This is a genomic window from Methylocystis sp. NC52PC, from assembly GCF_055698645.1.
Window position 1 is genome coordinate 81578 of the sequence record NZ_CP170126.1, and the last position, 17840, is coordinate 99417.

At 63.0% G+C, this 17840-nt stretch carries 19 protein-coding genes; 15 read left to right on the top strand and 4 right to left on the bottom strand.

All coding sequences use genetic code 11. The annotated features are described in order from the left end of the window. Nucleotides 1-10 precede the first annotated feature (10 nt). The 3 genes from ACETII_RS01280 to ACETII_RS01290 are packed head-to-tail and all read right to left on the bottom strand — an operon-like array spanning nt 11 to nt 3916. The gene (locus ACETII_RS01280; protein ID WP_472785549.1) at nt 11-601 is read right to left on the bottom strand and encodes an anti-phage-associated DUF3780 domain-containing protein; all 591 of its coding nucleotides are present in this window, start codon (nt 599-601) and stop codon (nt 11-13) included. After that, entirely contained in the window at nt 598-3738 is a 3141-nt protein-coding gene (locus tag ACETII_RS01285; protein ID WP_472785550.1) for an anti-phage-associated DUF499 domain-containing protein, read from the bottom strand. Before ACETII_RS01285 ends, ACETII_RS01280 begins: the two co-directional genes overlap by 4 nt. A 43-nt stretch (nt 3739-3781) precedes the next feature. After that, a complete protein-coding gene (locus ACETII_RS01290; RefSeq protein WP_472785426.1) occupies nt 3782-3916 on the bottom strand; it encodes a hypothetical protein in 135 nt (44 codons plus the stop codon). Between the two features lie 516 nt (nt 3917-4432). On the opposite strand from ACETII_RS01290, the gene ACETII_RS01295 reads away from it, so the two are divergent. The 3 genes from ACETII_RS01295 (at nt 4433) to ACETII_RS01305 (ending at nt 6359) form a co-directional block, all read left to right on the top strand. Continuing rightward, nucleotides 4433-5173, top strand: a complete 741-nt coding sequence (locus tag ACETII_RS01295) for an SOS response-associated peptidase (protein ID WP_472785427.1) — start codon at nt 4433-4435, stop codon at nt 5171-5173. Between the two features lie 38 nt (nt 5174-5211). After that, nucleotides 5212-5733, top strand: a complete 522-nt coding sequence (locus tag ACETII_RS01300) for a hypothetical protein (RefSeq protein ID WP_472785428.1) — start codon at nt 5212-5214, stop codon at nt 5731-5733. 95 nt (nt 5734-5828) lie between these two features. Further along, nucleotides 5829-6359 carry a metallophosphoesterase family protein gene (locus ACETII_RS01305; RefSeq protein ID WP_472785429.1) on the top strand — a complete coding sequence of 177 codons (531 nt, stop codon included), beginning with the start codon at nt 5829-5831 and terminating at the stop codon, nt 6357-6359. Between the two features lie 232 nt (nt 6360-6591). Here ACETII_RS01305 and ACETII_RS01310 read toward each other — a convergent pair whose 3' ends face one another. Beyond that, a complete protein-coding gene (locus ACETII_RS01310; RefSeq protein WP_472785430.1) occupies nt 6592-6810 on the bottom strand; it encodes a hypothetical protein in 219 nt (72 codons plus the stop codon). Between the two features lie 369 nt (nt 6811-7179). On the opposite strand from ACETII_RS01310, the gene ACETII_RS01315 reads away from it, so the two are divergent. The 12 genes from ACETII_RS01315 to virB11 are packed head-to-tail and all read left to right on the top strand — an operon-like array spanning nt 7180 to nt 17839. Further along, a complete protein-coding gene (locus tag ACETII_RS01315) occupies nt 7180-7986 on the top strand; it encodes a lytic transglycosylase domain-containing protein (RefSeq protein WP_472785431.1) in 807 nt (268 codons plus the stop codon). Then, nucleotides 7983-8297 (top strand): TrbC/VirB2 family type IV secretion system protein, encoded by a 315-nt coding sequence (locus ACETII_RS01320; RefSeq protein WP_281932785.1) that lies wholly within the window; start codon nt 7983-7985, stop codon nt 8295-8297. Before ACETII_RS01315 ends, ACETII_RS01320 begins: the two co-directional genes overlap by 4 nt. A gap of 2 nt (nt 8298-8299) precedes the next feature. Next, nucleotides 8300-8596 carry a VirB3 family type IV secretion system protein gene (locus ACETII_RS01325; RefSeq protein WP_472785432.1) on the top strand — a complete coding sequence of 99 codons (297 nt, stop codon included), beginning with the start codon at nt 8300-8302 and terminating at the stop codon, nt 8594-8596. 9 nt (nt 8597-8605) lie between these two features. Further along, nucleotides 8606-11017, top strand: coding sequence for a VirB4 family type IV secretion/conjugal transfer ATPase (locus tag ACETII_RS01330; protein WP_472785433.1), 2412 nt, complete (start codon nt 8606-8608; stop codon nt 11015-11017). Further along, nucleotides 11017-11820, top strand: a complete 804-nt coding sequence (locus tag ACETII_RS01335) for a hypothetical protein (protein WP_472785434.1) — start codon at nt 11017-11019, stop codon at nt 11818-11820. The genes ACETII_RS01330 and ACETII_RS01335 overlap by 1 nt, the downstream gene beginning before the upstream one ends. A 40-nt stretch (nt 11821-11860) precedes the next feature. Next, a complete protein-coding gene (locus ACETII_RS01340; protein WP_472785435.1) occupies nt 11861-12547 on the top strand; it encodes a TrbJ/VirB5 family protein in 687 nt (228 codons plus the stop codon). Nucleotides 12548-12552: 5 nt separating this feature from the next. After that, a complete protein-coding gene (locus ACETII_RS01345) occupies nt 12553-12825 on the top strand; it encodes a hypothetical protein (protein WP_472785436.1) in 273 nt (90 codons plus the stop codon). Then, the gene (locus ACETII_RS01350) at nt 12822-13913 is read left to right on the top strand and encodes a TrbL/VirB6 family protein (RefSeq protein ID WP_472785437.1); all 1092 of its coding nucleotides are present in this window, start codon (nt 12822-12824) and stop codon (nt 13911-13913) included. The genes ACETII_RS01345 and ACETII_RS01350 overlap by 4 nt, the downstream gene beginning before the upstream one ends. A gap of 2 nt (nt 13914-13915) precedes the next feature. Next, nucleotides 13916-14686, top strand: a complete 771-nt coding sequence (locus tag ACETII_RS01355; RefSeq protein ID WP_472785438.1) for a VirB8 family type IV secretion system protein — start codon at nt 13916-13918, stop codon at nt 14684-14686. Then, nucleotides 14683-15501: a P-type conjugative transfer protein VirB9 gene (gene virB9, locus ACETII_RS01360; protein WP_472785439.1), complete on the top strand. Its 819-nt coding sequence runs from the start codon at nt 14683-14685 to the stop codon at nt 15499-15501. Before ACETII_RS01355 ends, virB9 begins: the two co-directional genes overlap by 4 nt. 9 nt (nt 15502-15510) lie before the next feature. Further along, on the top strand, nt 15511-16812 hold the full coding sequence (virB10, locus tag ACETII_RS01365) for a type IV secretion system protein VirB10 (RefSeq protein WP_472785440.1): 1302 nt from the start codon (nt 15511-15513) through the stop codon (nt 16810-16812). Further along, the gene (virB11, locus tag ACETII_RS01370; protein WP_472785441.1) at nt 16790-17839 is read left to right on the top strand and encodes a P-type DNA transfer ATPase VirB11; all 1050 of its coding nucleotides are present in this window, start codon (nt 16790-16792) and stop codon (nt 17837-17839) included. Before virB10 ends, virB11 begins: the two co-directional genes overlap by 23 nt. The last annotated feature ends 1 nt before the right edge of the window (nt 17840 follow it).

Sequence of the window (17840 nt, forward strand, 5' to 3'; positions counted from 1 at the left end):
CTTTATCCACTCAATCCTCGAACAGACGCGGAAGCTCGGGGCGGTCGGCCTTGGCCTTTTCCTTCGCCTTGACCTTGCTCGTCCGAATGGCGGCGACCTCCTCCCCGGTCGGATTTTCCGTCAGGGCGATCCTGATGGCCTTGCGCCAGCCTACATCGCCGTCGTCCTCACCCCCGGTCATCGCCGATGCCATTGAGAAAAGCCACCAGCGCTCGTCCGACCTCAGGCCCACCCAGTTGCGGATCGCGTTGGAGATAAGGTCCTTCGAGGCCGACTCCACCGCCCAAGCGAGCACGCACAATTCCCGCCCGAGAAGGCGCTCCACCTTGTTGGTCCCGCTCGACCAGCGGCTCGTCGATAGCTTCTTCTCCTTGAGCCGCTCGTTCAGGACGCGTTTCGATTCCTCGGCGATGGCGCCCCATGCGGCGCGCGGCAGGCGGCAACGAACGACGGAATCTGGGCGGCCATCGCTGCCGCCGCGGAGCCCGAAGTGCTCCGTGATGACGACAGGCTCGGTCCGCGCGGCAGGGATCTCCACCGTGAAATGGTGGGGATCCATCTCGTTCGGAACGCCGAAGCCGATCGTCTTCTTGCCACTCACTGCTGGACCTCTTCGGGGTCTACGCTGATCTGGGCGGACGTCTCATCGAGGAACTCCTTCAGGTCCGCGCCGCTGGCGAACCTGAACTCGCCGAAGGCGAACTCGACTTCCGCGCTCTCGTCGCCGAGGGCGGCGCGCGCCGCCGTGACGAAGTTCTCGACGGCCTCGGACGTGAGATCTGTCCCCGGTCCGAAGCGCGTCGTGGCGTTGAGGTCGCCCTTGCCGACGGTGATGACGACTCCCTTGCCGAAGACCGCGTTGGTCTTCTTGCCGGCCTTGATCGTCGTGAACGTGTCCGCCGTCGTCGCGAGCTTGGTTTTCTTCGGGACCAATGCAGGCTTCGCCGGGTCGATGATCGCCTTGCCGCCGGTGACGGCGCGGATCGTGAAGTTCTTGGTCGCCGAGACACCGGCGTCCTCGGCGTAGACGTAGAGGGTCGTCTCCGCCTCGCCGGGGATCTCGATGGGCCCGCCGTAGATCTTGCCTTCCTTGACGTTCGTGCCGTCGATGTTCCACCGGATCTCGCCCCGCGGCTTGACGGTGAGGGCGACCGTCCGCTTGCCCATGACCTCCTTGGGGTCGTGGGTGATCGTCAACGTGTTGGTCCACCTCTCAGGGGCACCGGTTTCGTGCTTGCCCTCCGGGTCGACCGCGACGAACCACAGCACCGTCGCGTCCGTCTCGAAGGTGAACTCCTCGACGGTCGGAGAGGATGCGGAGACGTCCTCGGTCGACGCGTAATGGATGCGGGCCTTGTCACCGGCGTTGGCCGCCGTCAGGTCGATCGTCGCCTTGCCGGTCGCGTCGTCATAGGCGCGCGTGACAGCCTTCACGGAGGTCTTGGCCGCCGGGAACGGCCCCTTCTCGATGTAGCCATCGCCGTTGTCGCGCCAGACGCCGGTGTTGAGCGCGCGCTTCAGAAGCTCGTCGAGGCCCTTGGAGGGGAGCCACGGCCAGCGCACGTTGCAGATTGCCTGCTCCTGGATGTCCTTCCAGCGCGCCCGCCGGTCGCCGCCGATCCACAGCATCGCCTCGGCGCGGCTGCGTAGCGTGTCCCAGTTCTCGTCGGTGATTAACCGGTAGAGCTTGGAAGCCCCGACCGAGGCCAAAGCCTCCTCTACGGCCGTCTCGCCGTCGATCGTATTCGACTTGCCGTCCTTGGCCTTCGTCGGCGTCATCTTGAGGGCGACGGCGAGGAGCGTGGCCTCGCCGCTCTTGGCGTCCCTCCCGGGGTACAGGAGCCGGTTGAACAGGGTGGTGAGCGTCGAATTGAAATCGAACTCGGCCTGCTCCGTCTCCTCGTTGAGTTCCGCCGCATTGGGGGACTTCTCGCCTCCGTCCTCCGCGAAGACCTTCGCCACCGCCCAGATGCGGCGAACCTTGTCTTCGAGCTTCGCGAGATCGCTGCCGTCGCCGGTCAGTATGCAGAAGTTGTTCTTCTCGGGGACGGCCTCGAACAGGCGCTTGGCGTCCTCCGGCGGCACCTTCTTGTCAGGGCTGAGAACCAAGAGGAGGCGTCCGCTGCCCGTCTTGATGTCCTCGACCTTCGGCAGGGCGAGCGCTTGGGAATAGGCGATCTTCCGGGCGGGTTCGAACACCGCGAGCAGACGCCGTTGCATCTCGGTGTCGATCTTCGGCTGCGGCGCCCCCTCGGCGTATTTCTCGATCTTCTTGCGGAGGTTCTCGTTCTTGGCGAAGACCCACGCCTCGTTTTCCCGCTTGTGGAGATACCAGCACTCGGCGCGCAGCTTCTCGAACGCCTCATCGAAGGAGATCGGCGACCGGAGGGGGGCGACGAGGTTCTCGACGATCTGCGGCTTGGTGAGCCCCTTCACGGCGCCGCTAGCCTCGGGGAGGGACGCCATCAGCAGCAGGCTTGCGACCTGACTGGCCGCGTCGCTGCCCATCTGCTCGTCGATGACCTGCGCGTGGCCGCGGGCGCTCTCGGTGCCGGCGATGTCGTGCGCGATGGCGCCCGAGAGGTCGTAGATGTTGGTCAGGCCGTCGCGGATGTCGGCCTGCGTCAGGTCGATGTGCTGGCAGCCGACGAGGTAGACATCGTTCGTGCCCCGCGCCTGCACGGAGCGCACCATCATCGCCGCGAGCGTCATCAGGCCGCGCGTCTGGCGAAAGCTCTCGTTGTCCTTGAAGAGGGCTAGGATGTGCTTGAACGAGGGGTGGAACGGGTAGGAGGCGACGATCTCGTCAGCGATCTGCTCGGCGGACTTGGTGACCGTCTTCGACTTCACGGCGTCCGAAATCGCCTCGGAGAAGGAGGCAGCGACCGCGTCGACCACGTCGGAGTTCGGCTCCTCCAGCAGCAGGCGCTTGCGGAGAATGTGGTAGATCTCGTCGGAGCCGAGTTCGACCGGCGTAATGCTCTTGGCCTGCCGGTTCGCCTCCTTCTGGAGGTCGCCGACGGACTTCTGGATCATCCCGGCGATCTGCTTCGTCGCGTCGTGATAGCTGCCCGACAGGTTCGAGATGACGATGCACAGGCGCTTCAATTTCAGCGCCGCCGACAGCAGGTTCGAGACCGCGTAGACGGTGATGTCCGCGAGATTGCCGCCGCCGACCTGCTGGGTGACGCCGTAGCCGAAGTAGGGCGGAAGCTCGTCGAGCAGGATGAGCGTCGGCTCGTCGCCGAAGAGGTCGATCCAGTCCTTCTCGTTGGGCGCCTGCGGGCTGCCCTTGTAGAACTCAAGGAACTTCTCGGCCTTGCCGAGCTGCGCTGCGAGGTCGCCCCAGAGATACTTGTCGCGGGAGATCGAACGCCCGGAGATCGCGACGACGCGGGCGATCGACGGCGACAAGTCCTTCACGACATCGCCGGGGACGAGGTGCGCGAGGGAGGGGTTCGCGGCCAGATACCCCAATGCGAGCATCGAGTGCGTCTTGCCGCCGCCCATGGACTGCTTGAGTTCGAAGACGGCCTGTCCCGCGGACCCGGCAAGGCGCTGGAGACCCTGCCGGAGAAGGGTCTTCATGCCGTTCGTGACATAGGTCTTCGCGAAGAAAGCCTCGGCAGATTTCTCGTCGTGGCCGACGAGATCCTCGAGCTGTTCAATCTGCTCGCTCAGGGCGTAATCGATGGCCTTCGGGTCGAACCGGCAGGCGTCCTTGACCGTTTGCAGCATCTTATAATCCCGCTCCTGAAATCCATTTGCTTCGGCAGAGACGTCAGCCGGAACGCTTCTTCCCGCGTCGTGCGAGCCAGTCCCCGACCGCCTCCTCGACGATCTCGTAGGCGTTGCGTTCGTCATCCAGCGCGGCTTTCTTCAGGTTCTTGATCAGCTCGGGTTCGAGGTAGGCCAAGAACGGCTTGCGCCCGTCCGCGCGGACGGGTTTCTCCGATTTGGCCTCGCCTTTCTTCCTTCCTACCATGGAAACCTAGATATCTGGCTTTCTGACTTTCAACATAATTAACGTGGCATGAGGACACCGATTCGCCAACCCGATTCCGCGGAAGCCGCGGGAAAACCTGGCTTTCCCGCCAACCCATTGATTCAAATGAGCGGCATCATTTTTCGAAAAAACACGGCTTGGCCGGCTTGCCTCTGTTCTAGGTTTGTTCTTATTTTCACATCCATGAACACGGCTCTCACCATACGCGAACGCACCTTCGAACGGCTGCCGATACGCAGCCGGCCGGCTCCGTTCGTCCTCCTCGGAGCCCGGAGCCACTAAGGCGTAGCGTGGAGCGTGAGTATCGGACCGTCTTCGGGCGGAGGCAGAAGATCCCGGACTGATCAGGCGGTCGCCCCCAGATTGCAACAGCGCTCAGGTGCCTCTCACCTGCCCCGTCGCCTGCGACCGCCCGGCCTCCGGGCCATGTCGGGCCATCTGGCGCCGAACAGGCTCCTTCAGTATCGTCCCGCCATGTGCGGACGCTTCACCCAGCACCTGTCATGGGCGCAGATCCACCGGCTCGCCGGGCTGATCGGCCAGCCGCGCAACCTGCCGCCGCGGTACAACATCGCCCCCACGACGGCGGTCGAGGTCATCAGGCCGACGGAGGACGGCGCCGAACTCGTCCCGATGCGGTGGGGCCTCGTCCCTTCGTGGTGGAAGAAGCCGCTGAAGGAGCTTCCTGCGACGTTCAACGCCCGCGCCGAGACGGTGGCCGAGAAGCCGATGTTCCGCTCGGCCTTCAAGGCGCGCCGCTGCATCATCCCAGCGAGCGGTTTCTACGAATGGACCGGCGCACCGGGCTCCAAGACGCCCCACTACTTCACGGCGCCTTCCGGCGAGCCGCTGGCCTTCGCCGCACTTTGGGAGCAGGCGAAACATCCCGAGACCGGCGAGCCGCTGACGTCGACCACGATCGTGGTGGGTCCCGCCAACGGCTGGATGAGCCGCTTCCACGACCGCATGCCGGTAATCCTCGACTGGCGCGATGCCTCAGCGTGGATGCGGGGCGACGACCCGTCCTCGCTGCTCAAGCCGCCGCTTGAGGATGCCTTGCGGGAATGGGTGGTGTCGACCCGGGTGAACCGGGCGGGCGTTGGAGACGATGATCCCGACCTGATCTCGACCCTTGACGTCGCCTGCACATCTGCCACGCTGAAGTGATTCTGATTCTTCGCTCGATTGATTTGAGAGGAAGCAACGTGAATTTCGATGTCGTTGGCCCGTTCGTCATCACGAGGCACGGTCCGAACAACCTCATCGACACACAATCCTATTTCGACCTGAGGCAGGAGGCCGACGATAAATGGGAAGGCCTTTCGAGTGCTTGCGGGTGCTATGTTTTTGCGATCCGCGCCGGCAAGGGATTCACGCCGTTCTACGTGGGACAAGCATGCGCGACCCGCCTTGTCGCAGAGGCCATGAACGCCTCTAATTGTCTCAAGTATAATCGCGTGCTCCCCAAGAGGGGCAAGCCGGTGATCTTTCTCCTTCCGATGATGACGACAACTGGCAGGCTCAGGAAAAGACCCAAAAGCGGCAAGCTGCTCTCGGTCGACTTCCTCGAGAAGTGGCTCATAGCAACCTGTTTGGTCAAGAACCCGCACCTCCTCAACAATATGCAGACCAGATTGCTCAAGAAGCTCCACGTGACTGGAGTTTTGAACGCGAAGCAAGGCGCGTCAAATGGCGCATCCAGCGCCTTCAAGCGCGCCATCTTCTGACGTTTGAGTCGTTCGCAGGTGATATCCTTGTCGGACCTGCACACCAGTTCGTCAGCCAGTTCTGGGCGCTCCCCCAAAGGCTGCCGAAGTTCGACGTGGCCGTGCTCGCCGGGGACATCGCCGGGTCGCCCCGGCAGGCCGTGCACTTCGGGCATGAGAGCTTCCCCAACAAGCCGGTGATCGTCGTCGCGGGGAACCACGAACTCTACGGACGCGAGGTCGAAATCTCGATGCGGACCGGCAAGGAATACGCCGGGACGACCGCGCACGTGCATCTGCTCGACTGCGACGTCGTCGTGATCGACGGCGTGCGCTTCGTCGGCGCGACCCTCTGGACCGACTATAAGCTCTTTGCACATCCCGAGTGGTCGATGGCTCAAGCCGCACGCGGGCTCAACCACTATCGCATCGAGCGTCGGGGCCCGATGGGGTCCGCCCGCTTCTCGCCCGAGGACGCCCTGGACCGCCATGTCGACGATTGCCGGTTCATCGAGACCACCCTCGCTGCGCCGTTCGACGGCCCGACGGTGGTCGCGACCCACCACGCCCTGCTTCGTCATCGACCTCTCGGACGTCATCGAGGCCCGCCGGCCGGCGCTTTGGATCCACGGGCACACGCACGATAGCTTCGACTACTGCGCGGGCGCGACACGCATCGTCTGCATAGTCGGGGTTGATTAACAGCCACCAAGGAATTGGCCAGCGGCTGAGAGATAGTGAGCCTGGGGCTTGATTTTACTTCAAGCCTTCGGCGGCCGACTTGCGTACGATTCACAGCGGCGGCCCCTACTAAACGAGAGGGCCGCCCACCAGCGCGCATCCAGGAAAGCCAGAAGCTGCCTCAGGGATCACGCGACGCTAACTTAGCGCCTCCCCGCGAAGACCGATCTCCATCGCGAAGGGCGGCAACTGCCCGTAGGTTGCGGCAGCTGTGAGCGCTCCTGCAGCGATTTCGCTCATTCGATCGAGCACATCATTAGACAAAGGGACCGAACTCGATCGAGCTGTCGCCAAGTCGACAATCTCCGTCAACGCTTCAGTGAGGATTGAGAGTTGAGCAATGGCGTCGTTCGTCATGGGCGACCTCTCAGAACTCGTAATCATCTAAGAATGGCGCAAAATCAGCGTCCTCACAACTATTGTGGCCCCCGAGGAATGAGAGCAAGCGCGATGCGAAGGCGTGACTCGTAGAGCCAAGAACGCTCGTCGCCCTAAAGCGGGGTCCCGGACGCTCTAAAGTATATTTTAGCACAGAACCGCCGCCCGCTTGACAGAGAGGGACAGTGCGCGCCGGCACCAAAACGGATCAATCTCGATCGAACCGCTGCACGAATTTCTAGTGCGCACTAAGGCACTGCCTGTAATTACCTTTTCAACCTTTGGTCCCTCGGAACCCCTAGACACAGCCAGCATTCCATAGCCGGGATCCCGCCGGAAGCTTCCGGCGTGGGTGAAAAATTCCGTCTCGGGGCGCTTGCGCCGTTGGCTCGATTTCGTTTAGTATATATTTTACTAGAACACAGAGGCAAGATGCGCGGCCCCGCTCTCGGAATTCTCTTCGCTTTAGGCGCTGCGTCGCAAGTTCTCGCGGGCGAAGCAGCGATGATCGCGCGCGGGCGCACCCTGGAAGCGGTTGTTTCGCCGTCTGGCAAGGTGGTTCCGGCGCCCGTCGCGGACTCAGAGGCCGAACGCGTAGCCGAAGGCGGCGCGCAGAAGGGGGCGGGTTGCCCGAGATCACAATCAATGCCAGCAAGCGCCGCGCGCGACCTCGTGGAGAAAATCGCCCGCGAGGGGAATTTCTACCCCGACTTCGTATTGGCCGTGGCGCGCGCCGAGTCCCAGTTTCAGAGCGACGCGGTTTCGCCGCGCGGAGCGATCGGGCTCATGCAGCTCGAGCCCGAGACCGCCAAACATTACGGCATCGATATTTGCGACCCCGCCGACAACGTCAGAGGCGGGGTCCGGTTCCTGCGCGACTTGCACAGCCGCTATCGGAATCCGCTTTTCATCCTCGCTGCCTACAACGCCGGCGAGAAGGCGCTCATCGAGCATGGCGGCATTCCACCCTTTCCGGAAACTGTGAGCTTCGTCGCCGCGGTCGTGAACGAGTTCTACGACTGGCCCAAGATCAACGGAAAGACTCGTGACGACCGCGCCTCTAGCGCCGCGGCGCCGCAGATAGAAAGCGTCAAGGACCGTAATTGGCGGTCTGGATTCGTTTGGAATCTCGAACAGAATGGTGAACAGGAATGAGGCATTTTAGCAAAGCTGGTCGCGGCAAGATTTCCATTCTGGCCGCGCTGGCGCTGCTCCACGCAAGCTCTCCGGCCTTTGCGACGGGTGGCACGCTTTCCCCCGTGCAGTCGACTCTGCAAACGCTTGTTCAGACTCTCACGGGGCCGATCTCGACGTCTCTCGCCATTCTTGCCGTCATCGCCGCCGGTTTCCTTGCTTGGGCGGGCCGAATGACCTGGGGCATCGCCGGCTCCATCATCTTCGGCATTGTGCTGGTCTTCGGCTCGACGCAAATCGTTCAATTCTTCCAGTCCTCGGTCGGCGGCTGACGATGAGCAACGCCGATCCTGAGAAGCCAATGATCGTCCCGCTCGTCAAAGCGCTGACCCGGGCCCCGACGATTGTTGGCGTTCCCTACATGTATTTCATGTTCGAGATGGTTACGACCTCGGTGATTTTCCTCGCGACGCACAACCTCTTCAATCTGCTCTGGATGATCCCATTGCATCTCTTTGGCTACGTCATGACCTTAAGAGACGATCGGATCTTCGAGGTCCTGTTCGTGAGATCCTCCAAATGCCCGCCGCGCTCCCGTGAGTTTTGGGGTTGCGACTCCTATAAGGTTTGAGGGGGCTTAATGCTGCGGGCGCTGCAGGACCAGATGAGCTTTGGCGCGGTGTCGCGGCGGGAACGCCCCGTCTCGTCGCATTTGCCGTATCTGCGCCACGTCGACGACTTTATCGTCAAATCCAAGTCTGGCCTGTTGATGACCTTCATCAAGCTGGAGGGCTTCTCGTTCCAGACTGCGGACTGGTCCGACATCAATGTCCGGATGCTCGGCCGCAACGACCTCGTGCGCACGCTCGGCAACAGCCGCTTCGCGCTGTATTCGCACATCATCCGGCGCGAGATCGAACCGACGATCCCGTCTAGCTTCGATAACGCATTCTGCCGGGAGCTCGATGCGCGCTATCACGCGGCGCTGTCGAAGCGGCGCATGTTCGTCAACGACATATACCTCACCATCATCCGCAGGCCGCTGCAGGGGCATGCCGGAACCTTTGAAGCGTTGATGCAGACGGTCCTGGGCAAAAAGACCGGCGCCGGCGACTCCTTCGATCAGCATGAGGCGCAAGCGGAGCTGCGAGACGTCACGACGGCGGTCCTCTCCGCCATGGCGGCCTATCGTCCGCGCCATCTTAAGGTCGTCGAGCGGGCAGGGGCCTGGTTTTCGGAGCCGCTCGAATTCCTGGTCCAGCTCGGCAATGGGGCCATCCCGCGACCAATGCATCTTCCCAGAATGTCTCTCGACCAGGCGCTCGGGACAAAGCGCCTGTTCTTCGGCAAGAATGCGCTCGAAATCCGCGGCGGCTCGGCGAGCGAGACCCGCTTTGGCGCGACGCTGTCGGTGAGGGAATATCCGGCGCAGACGGGACCAGGCTTTCTCGACAACCTCCTCGCCATCCCGCACGAATTCATCGTCACGCAGTCCTTCGCGATCATCGACCGGCCTGTCGCGCAATCCCACATCGACCGCGTCGCGCGCCAGGTCGATATGTCCGACGAAGCTGGATCGATCGTCGCCGAGCATTTGAACGATGCGCGGGACGAGTTGCTCGCCTCCGAGGCCCTCTATGGCGAGCACCATATGACGGTGCTGGCGTTGGGTAAGAGCATGCAGGAGGTCGACGCCACGGCTACGGCGGCAGGCGCAGCGCTCACCGATCGCTCCGTGATCTGGGTGCGCGAAGACCTCAATATGGAGCCGGCCTTCTGGGCGCAGTGGCCAGGGAACTTCCCCTATATCGCGAGGAACTCGATCATCAGCTCGAAGAACTTCGCGGGCTTTGTCTCGCTGCATAATTTCCCGAGCGGCTCGCCCGCCGGGAACCACTGGGGGCCGGCGATCTCGGTGTTCCAGACGGCGTCGCAGACGGCCTACTTCTACAATTTTCACGTTGCTGATCTCGGGAATTTCACGGTCGTCGGCCCCTCGGGCTCAGGGAAGACCGTGTGGCTCTCCTTCATCGCGGCGCAGGCGCAACGCTTGACGCCTCGGCCCCGGCTCGTCTTCGTCGACAAAGACCGCGGCGCCGAAATTTTCATCCGGGCGCTCGGCGGCCAATATGAGGCGCTGGAGCCCGGAACCGCCACAGGTTTCAACCCGCTGATGTTGCCTGACGGCGGCGAGACGCGGGAATTTCTCGACCGGCTCTTCTCCTTCCTGCTGCGACCCAAGGGCGGATTGGACACGGACCTCTCGGCCACGGAAGAGCAAGTCATCCGCAATGCGATCAAGACCGTCGTCTCCGGCCCGCGGGAGGGGCGGAACCTTCCTGCCTTCCAATCGCTGCTGCGCGGCCGAATTCAGGCGAGCGAGAGCGATCTCGCCTCGCGACTGGAGCCGTGGATCCGCAAGGACCAGAACGGCTGGCTGTTCAATAATCCTGAGGACCGCTTTTCGCTTAACGCGATCTTCGGCTTCGACATGACGCGGGTCCTCGATAATCCGACGATCCGCACGGCGGCGCTCCTCTATATTTTCCACCGCATCGAGGAGCTGATCGACGGGACGCCGATCATGATCTTCCTCGACGAGGGCTGGCGGCTGCTCGATGACGAGGTTTTCTCTTACTTTATAAAGGACAAGCTCAAGACTCTCCGTAAGCAAAATGGCATCATCGGCTTTGGCACCCAAAGCGCCGCCGACATCGTGCGCTCCAAACCCGCGAACACTTTGATTGAGCAGACCGCGACCAATGTGTTCTTCGCCAACGCCAAGGCGGACGACGAAAGTTACCGCAAGGCCTTTCAGCTCTCCGACCGGGAAATGCGCTGGATCAGGGAGACGGTCCCGGAGGGGCGATCCTTTCTGATTAAGCACGGGCAGGATTCGGTCATCGCCAAATTGGACCTCGGCGGCATGCCGGAGGTCATCAAGGTGCTCTCCGGGCGCACCGAGACAGTCGCCGAGCTCTATTCGTTAATGGAGGCGGTCGGGAGCGCGCCCGAAGCCTGGTTGTCGATTTTCATGGGGAGGACGGTCTGATGCGCGTCCTCCTCACATCAGCTCTCCTTCTCGCCTCAGCGACCGCTGCCCTCGCTGATATTCCGGTCGAGGATGCTGAGCAGCTCACGCAAAAAATCCAGACCTCGGCGCTGACGACGACCCTGGTCCCGGTGCAGCAGAAGCAGCGCGACGGGCAGAAGGGGATCGATTGCGCGACCCACACAGGTCAGAAGGGCGCCGTGAAAAACAACACCGCGACGCCAGATAGGGCCGCGGGCGCCGCCGCTGTCCAAAGCTACGATTCCCAAATGCCGATGACGCCTGCGGCCAACGCCAGCGGCCCGACGCTGGCGACGCAAAACCTCGGTTCGGTCGCGGGGGACGTCGTCGCTGGCAATATGGCGACGCAGGCGACGATCGTCACCAACGGGCCGACCTACCAAAACGCCTCGGTCCTCATCGGCGGGTCGCCGACGATCATGGCCGGCTATGACCAGAATTCCTCCGGAGGCGCGCAGAACGGCGTCAGCTGGAACCAGGTGCTCGCAACCGCCAATCTGCTCGTCAGCGCCTACAATGCGATCAATATGATGCGCGTATCGCAGGCAAGCCAGGCCGCGCGCGGCATGAGCTTCACGTCCTTCGCCTCGGGAAGCGGGCTTCTCCCCGGCAACGCGATTTGCGGCGCTGGCTACCGCGGCGGCGGCACAGCGAATAGCCCCTGCATACTGGCGTCAAGCCAGTTCTGCCAATCGCTGCTCGATGGCGGCTGCGTCGAGCGTCGCGCCACCGACGCTCTCGGAAATGTGACCGTTTATCTCGAACGCGCACAGTCGCAATAAAAAAGGGCTTTCCATGAAACGGGCGATACTAGCTTTTTGTTTGGCGCACCTTTTCTTCGTTCGCGGCGCCCATGCCCAGGTTCCGGTGATCGACGCCGCCAATCTCTCCCAGTCACAGCAGACGGCGACGAACACCAAGCAGATCCTCTCCACCGACCAAGATATTCTTTCCAATGTGCAGAAGACCCTGCAGGCCGTAACCGGCGACCGCTCGTCGCTGGCGCAAGGGCCGCTCGCGCAGATGGCGCTCGGCGGCGGCTTTTCGATGGGGAGCGCGCCGTCGCTCGGCTCGGTCATTTCAGGGGGACCGCTATCTTTCGCGGGGCTTGGCGGGAATTCTCAACAGATCATCAGCTCGCTCATCAATGGGCTCAATCTCGTCAAAACGCTCTCCGGGCTACAAGGCGCGCTCCCGAGCGACACGGCCTATCTCAACTCCTCGAACACAGCCCAACTCATCCTCGGCCTCATCAACTCGACGCAAGGGACGGTCAAGAGCGCAAGCAACGCCTACACGTCCGGCGGGCAGCAGATCGGAAGCTCCCCCGACGTAAAAGGATCGATCGATCAGAATTCGCAAATCCAGGCGCAGAACGGCCAGTCGATCGTCCAGCTCAATGGCGCCGTCAACACCGCTGCGGCGGCGGCCAACCAGGCCAATCTCGACCGCATCGCCGGGCTTTCCGCCGCGGCCCGCGCCATGCAGTTCCGACCCTACGGACAATGAAATTGATGCGGCTTTTCTTTATGGCGAGCGTCGCACTGATCGCGGCCGCTCTTTCTGGCTGCGGCTACAAGCCGTTGGAGGCGCCTTGCGCAATGTCCGAAGGCGGCATGCTAGCTGCGGCGGAACAACCCACGCCCGCGCCGGCGGGCCCGCAACAGAACGCCGTGCAAGCCTTGTTCTATGCCGAGCCGGAAGCCAAGCGCGCGCCTGCGCCCTTCAGCTCCGCCGCCGACGACTGCGGTCCCTTGCGCCCGATCAACGCGGAGCGGCTTAAGTGACCGTCCTGCAGAACTGCTCGGCGCAGAATTACGGGTCCGGAGTCATTCCCCAGATTCTCTCCGGCGTCGACCAGACCGGCTGCACCTATGTCCAAGGGGCCTTTCAGGAGCTCGCCCGCGACGTGACGGCGGGCGGGGCAGGGGCTTCGATCGCCTCGCTCCTTCTCATCGCCTATGTGATCTTTTGGGGCTTCGGCGTCTGGTTCGGGACCGCCACGGGAACCGCGACCGACGCCGCCTTCCGGCTGTTTCGGGCCTTTGTGATCTACGCGCTCGCAACCTCCTGGAGCGACTTCACGAGCTTCGCCTACACGCTCTTCAACGACGGACCGGCGGCGATCGGCAATCGGCTGCTCAGCGTCGGCAACAATAATACTTACACGTCCCCAAACGCCGTCGTCTCGGCGCTGGAAGCGATCTGGAACCAGGTCGCGCAAGGCTTCCAACTGCATTTCGCGTTCAGCCTGCAATCCTTCGCCTCGGCCCTCGTTGGGCTCGCCTGCGTCATCATCATTGCGCTCTTTCTCGCCGTCGCCACCTTCACGATCATTCTCTCGAAGGTTTTTCTGTGGCTGATCCTCGGGATCGCGCCCTTGATGATCCTGCTCCTGCTTTTCGATGCCTCCACGCGCTTCTTCTCCGGCTGGCTCACCGCCGCGGTGATGTACGCGATGCTGCAGGTGCTGGTTTACGCCTTTCTCGCCTTCTACCTCACCGTCACGCAGCCGATCTTCGCGGGTCTTGGCGCCGCCATCAACAGCGGCCAGGTGGATTGGGGCGCGCTCGCGCCTTTCTTTCTCGTCGGTCTGACCGGCCTTTTCCTTTTGAGCCAACTCCCCGGCATGGCTGCGGCGATTGCCGGCGGCATTCCTCTCTACGCGACGACGATCGGCGGAATGTGGCGCTCGATCACGGCGAACGGCGCGCTCGTCGCTTCAGGCGCTTATCGCGCCCGCTTGCCTTTTGGTTACGGCGCGCGCCTCGGCCTCGACCGGTCGCTGCAGGATCGCCTCACGCGCGCCCGCTATGAGCGCATCTACGGCCAGCGCGCCGCCGATGTGCTCGCCAAGAAAATGGATCGGATTTGACGATGAGGAAACCGCCGTTTTGGCGCCTCTGGCGCGGCGTGTTGCGAGAAGAGTTCGCTCCCACTGCGACGGGCCCTGGGGCTTCCGCGACAGGGGAGGGCGGACGCTATTACCGGGAGGGCGGGACCTGGGAAGAGGACCGGACGCTCTGGAAAAACTCCTCGCTCTCGATCGCTTGGATCATCGCCGCCGTGATGACCGTCATTGCGCTCGGCGCGATCGTCTCCCTCGTCAGCCTCGCGCCCCTCAAGACCTTTGAGCCCTATATGATCGTCGTCGACAAATCCTCAGGCTTCGTCGAGGTCAAGCGCCCGATGGCCGAGGGGGCGCTCAGCCAGGATGAAGCCGTCACCATGTTCAATGTCGTGCGCTATGTGAAGGCGCGCGAGACCTACGATCCCAAGGCGCTCAAGGACAATTTCGATCTCGCGCAGCTGCTCTCGACCGGCGATGCCGCCCGCGATATCACTGATATTTTCAGCCCCGCCAATCCGAAGAACCCGGTCAAACTCCTCGGCGCGACCACGGAGGTCGCCGTCTCGGTCAAATCGGTGACCTTCCCGAACCAGCGCACGGCGCTGGTGCGCTTTGGCACGGACGAGAAATCCGCCTCTAACATCGTCCATCGCGACTGGGTGGCGTTGGTGCGTTTCCGCTATTCCGGCTCGCCCATGTCGAACCAAATGCGCTTCGACAATCCGCTCGGATTCCAGACGACGGAATACCGCCGCGACCAGGAAACAGTCCCGACCGCAACGGGAGCCGACAAATGACCCGGCGTCTCGGCCTCCCCCTCCTTCTCGGCTTGCTCGCGATCGGCGCTCCGAGCCTCGCGCAGGCTGAGGAGTCTCCCTGGGCGGGCCGCTACGACGCTCGGGTGCGGGAAGTAAGTTTTCGTCCCGACGAGGTCGTCGCCATCAACGGCTCCTATGGCGTCTCGACGATGATCGTGCTGGGCGAGGACGAGAAGATCGAGACATTGGCGCTCGGCGACTCTGTCGCCTGGAGGGTCGAGCCCAACAAGCGCGGCAACATCATCTTCGTCAAGCCGGTCGAGAAGAATGCGTTCTCCAATTTGAACGTCGTCACGTCGAAGCGGATCTATTCCTTCCTCCTGCGGGCGGATTTCCGGCAGGGCAGGGCGCAAGTGTTCAAGGTGCGCTTTCGCTTCCCCGAGGACGAGGCCGACGCCAGGCTGATCGCGCTCGCCAAGGAGCGCGCAAGCTATCCCAATACCAAGAATTTCAACGTCGCCAACGCCAACAGCGATTACGCCTATAAGGGCTCCTCGCTCTCGAAGCCGACCGCGGTCTTCGACGATGGCGTCAAGACCTGGTTCCGCTTTGCGCCCGATCAGGAGACGCCGGCGATCTTCGTTGTCGACCGCGACCGCAAGGAGAGCGTCGTCAATTTCCACAAAGAAGGTCCCTACATCATCGTCGACAAGGTCAATTTCCAATGGACGCTGCGCAACGGCGCGGAAGCGATCTGCGTCTTCAATCGGCGGCTGAACAATCTCCACGAACCTGACGGCCTCGAGCCCTATGCGCCAGAGCGCGTGGGCTTCAATGGCCTTCGATTTTGGTAGGGAGCGAAGATGCCGTCGCCCGAACATTATCGTTCGCTCGAGCTCGAAGACGCGGCGAGAAGCTCGGTCCAGCGCGCGTCGCACGTGATGGGGAATTTCATCAAGATCGGCGTCCCCAGCGTCGCAGCGCTCTTCGTCGGCTGGATGGTTTACGCCTCCCAGCATAAGGAGACGCGGCCGATGACCGCGCCGGAGAAAGAGGAATTTCACACCACCGCTTTTCCGGCGCCCGCGATCGACCAGCGCCCAAATCTGGATCTCGGCAAGATGACGGCCCCGCCGCCGCCCCCAGCCGCCGAGGTTCCCCCGCCGCCGGTCGCCCCTCCCACGCCTCTTGTCGCGCCGCCGGCCTTCGACACCGAGAGCGAAGCGAAAGTCGACGACGCCGAGGCCCGGCGTCTCGCCGCCGAAGAGGAGCGGCGGCGATGGGAGCGGCTACGCGCGCCCCAGCTCGTCGCCGATGGCGCAGTCGGCGCGGCGGCAGGGAACAATGAGCAGGCAGCGGGCAGCGCCTCGGAAATCGCCGACGACGATCCCAACCGGCGCTTTCTCGCCCGCGCCGGCTCGGCCGGCGTCGAGCGGTCCATCGCGACGAAAAATGAACGGATCGACGCCCTCGTGCCGCAAGGCACGATGGTCCACGGCGAGCTGCTGACCGCGATCCAGAGCGACCTCCCGGGCTCCGTGAAAGCCATCACCCGCGAAGATGTCTGGTCCTTCGACGGCCGCCGTGTGCTCATCCCCTCGGGATCGACCCTGATCGGCGAATATCGCTCCGGGCTCGCCCGCGGGCAGACGCGGGTTTTCGTGGTCTGGACAAGGCTGTTGCGCCCCGACGGCGTCTCCGTTCAGCTCGGCTCCCCGGGGACCGACGACCTCGGCCGCGCGGGTAACTCCGGCTTCCTCGACAATCACTATGTCGAGCGTTTCGGGGCGGCAGTGGCGCTCAGCGTCATCGGCGGCGTCTCGCAGTTTGTCGCGACGCTCGGCCAAAACGTCAACAGCTACCAGCAACAAAGCCAATATGTGCTCGATCCCCTCACCGGCCAGCTTACCGCGGTCACGACGCTGCCCAACCAAAATCTGATCAACGCCAGGCAGATCGGCGCGCAGCAGGTTTCGCAATCATTGACCCGGCTCTCGCAAGAGGCGCTGCGGGATTCCATCAACATTCCTCCAACCGTCTACGTCGACCAGGGCGCGCGCATCGTCGTCTTCATCAAGAAGGATCTCGACTTCTCTTTATTTTATCCCGACCCCGTCAAGGAGGAACTGAGGGAGCTGCGTCGTGAAGCCAAGGCTCGTCGATAAGGACGCCGACGCCCATACGGTCTTCCTCGAGGACGCGCTCGGGCCGCTGCGGCAGTGGCTGAACGACGAGACCGTCGTCGAAATCGTCGCCAACGGCCCGGGCGAGCTTTTCGTCGAGGTCATGGGCGAGTCGTCGATGCGACGCATCGAGGCGCCTGCGGTCACGAGCGATTGGATCAGGCATCTCTGCGAGCGCGTCGCGGGATTTTCGCACCAAAGCGTCAACAGCGAGCATCCCCTGCTCTCGGCCGCGCTCGCCACCGGAGAACGCTTTCAAGGGGTGCTCCCGCCGGCGACGACCAACGGCGGAGCCTTCGCGATCCGCAAGCAGGTGATCAAAGAGCTTGCGCTCGAGGACTATCGCCGCATGGGCTCCTTCGAGCGGGTAAAGGTGTCCGCCGGTGATGAACTGTCTGATTTCGACTGCGCGCTCTGCGAGCATTTGGACGCCGGGCGGATCGAGGCCTTCATCCGGCTCGCTGTCCATAACCGCTTTTCGATCCTGCTTTCCGGGGGCACCTCGTCGGGCAAAACAACCTTCCTCAACGCGATTTTGAAGGAGGTGGCCCCCGAAGAACGGATCGTCACGATTGAAGACACCCGCGAGGTAAAGCCGCTACAGAAAAACTTCCTGCCGCTGGTCGCCTCCAAAGGCGACCAGGGTCAGGCGCGGGTGACGATCGAGAGCCTGCTCCAGGCCGCCATGCGCCTGCGCCCGGACCGAATTTTTCTCGGCGAGATCCGGGGATCCGAGGCCTATTCCTTCCTGCGGGCGGTCAACACCGGTCATCCCGGCTCGATCACGACCATTCACGCCGACAGCCCCGCGGGCGCCTTCGAGCAGCTTGCGCTGATGGTCATGCAGAGCGGACTTGGCCTGCGTAAGGAGGAAATCATCTCCTACGTGAAGACGGTCCTGCCAATCGTAATCCAGCAGAGCCGGCGGGGCGGCTGGCGCGGAACGTCTGAGATCTATTTCTCGCGCATGGCGGCCTGGAAGCAGCATGCCGCAGCGCGGTCGAGCTGAA

Excerpts from the sequence above, each read along its gene's own strand:
- ACETII_RS01285 (WP_472785550.1), bottom strand. The coding sequence starts at position 3,738 with ATGCTGCAAACGGTCAAGGACGCCTGCCGGTTCGACCCGAAGGCCATC.
- ACETII_RS01295 (WP_472785427.1), top strand. The coding sequence starts at position 4,433 with ATGTCGGGCCATCTGGCGCCGAACAGGCTCCTTCAGTATCGTCCCGCC.
- ACETII_RS01310 (WP_472785430.1), bottom strand. The coding sequence starts at position 6,810 with ATGACGAACGACGCCATTGCTCAACTCTCAATCCTCACTGAAGCGTTG.
- ACETII_RS01320 (WP_281932785.1), top strand. The coding sequence starts at position 7,983 with ATGAGGCATTTTAGCAAAGCTGGTCGCGGCAAGATTTCCATTCTGGCC.
- ACETII_RS01325 (WP_472785432.1), top strand. The coding sequence starts at position 8,300 with ATGAGCAACGCCGATCCTGAGAAGCCAATGATCGTCCCGCTCGTCAAA.
- ACETII_RS01330 (WP_472785433.1), top strand. The coding sequence starts at position 8,606 with ATGCTGCGGGCGCTGCAGGACCAGATGAGCTTTGGCGCGGTGTCGCGG.
- ACETII_RS01335 (WP_472785434.1), top strand. The coding sequence starts at position 11,017 with ATGCGCGTCCTCCTCACATCAGCTCTCCTTCTCGCCTCAGCGACCGCT.
- ACETII_RS01345 (WP_472785436.1), top strand. The coding sequence starts at position 12,553 with ATGCGGCTTTTCTTTATGGCGAGCGTCGCACTGATCGCGGCCGCTCTT.
- ACETII_RS01355 (WP_472785438.1), top strand. The coding sequence starts at position 13,916 with ATGAGGAAACCGCCGTTTTGGCGCCTCTGGCGCGGCGTGTTGCGAGAA.
- virB9 (WP_472785439.1), top strand. The coding sequence starts at position 14,683 with ATGACCCGGCGTCTCGGCCTCCCCCTCCTTCTCGGCTTGCTCGCGATC.
- virB10 (WP_472785440.1), top strand. The coding sequence starts at position 15,511 with ATGCCGTCGCCCGAACATTATCGTTCGCTCGAGCTCGAAGACGCGGCG.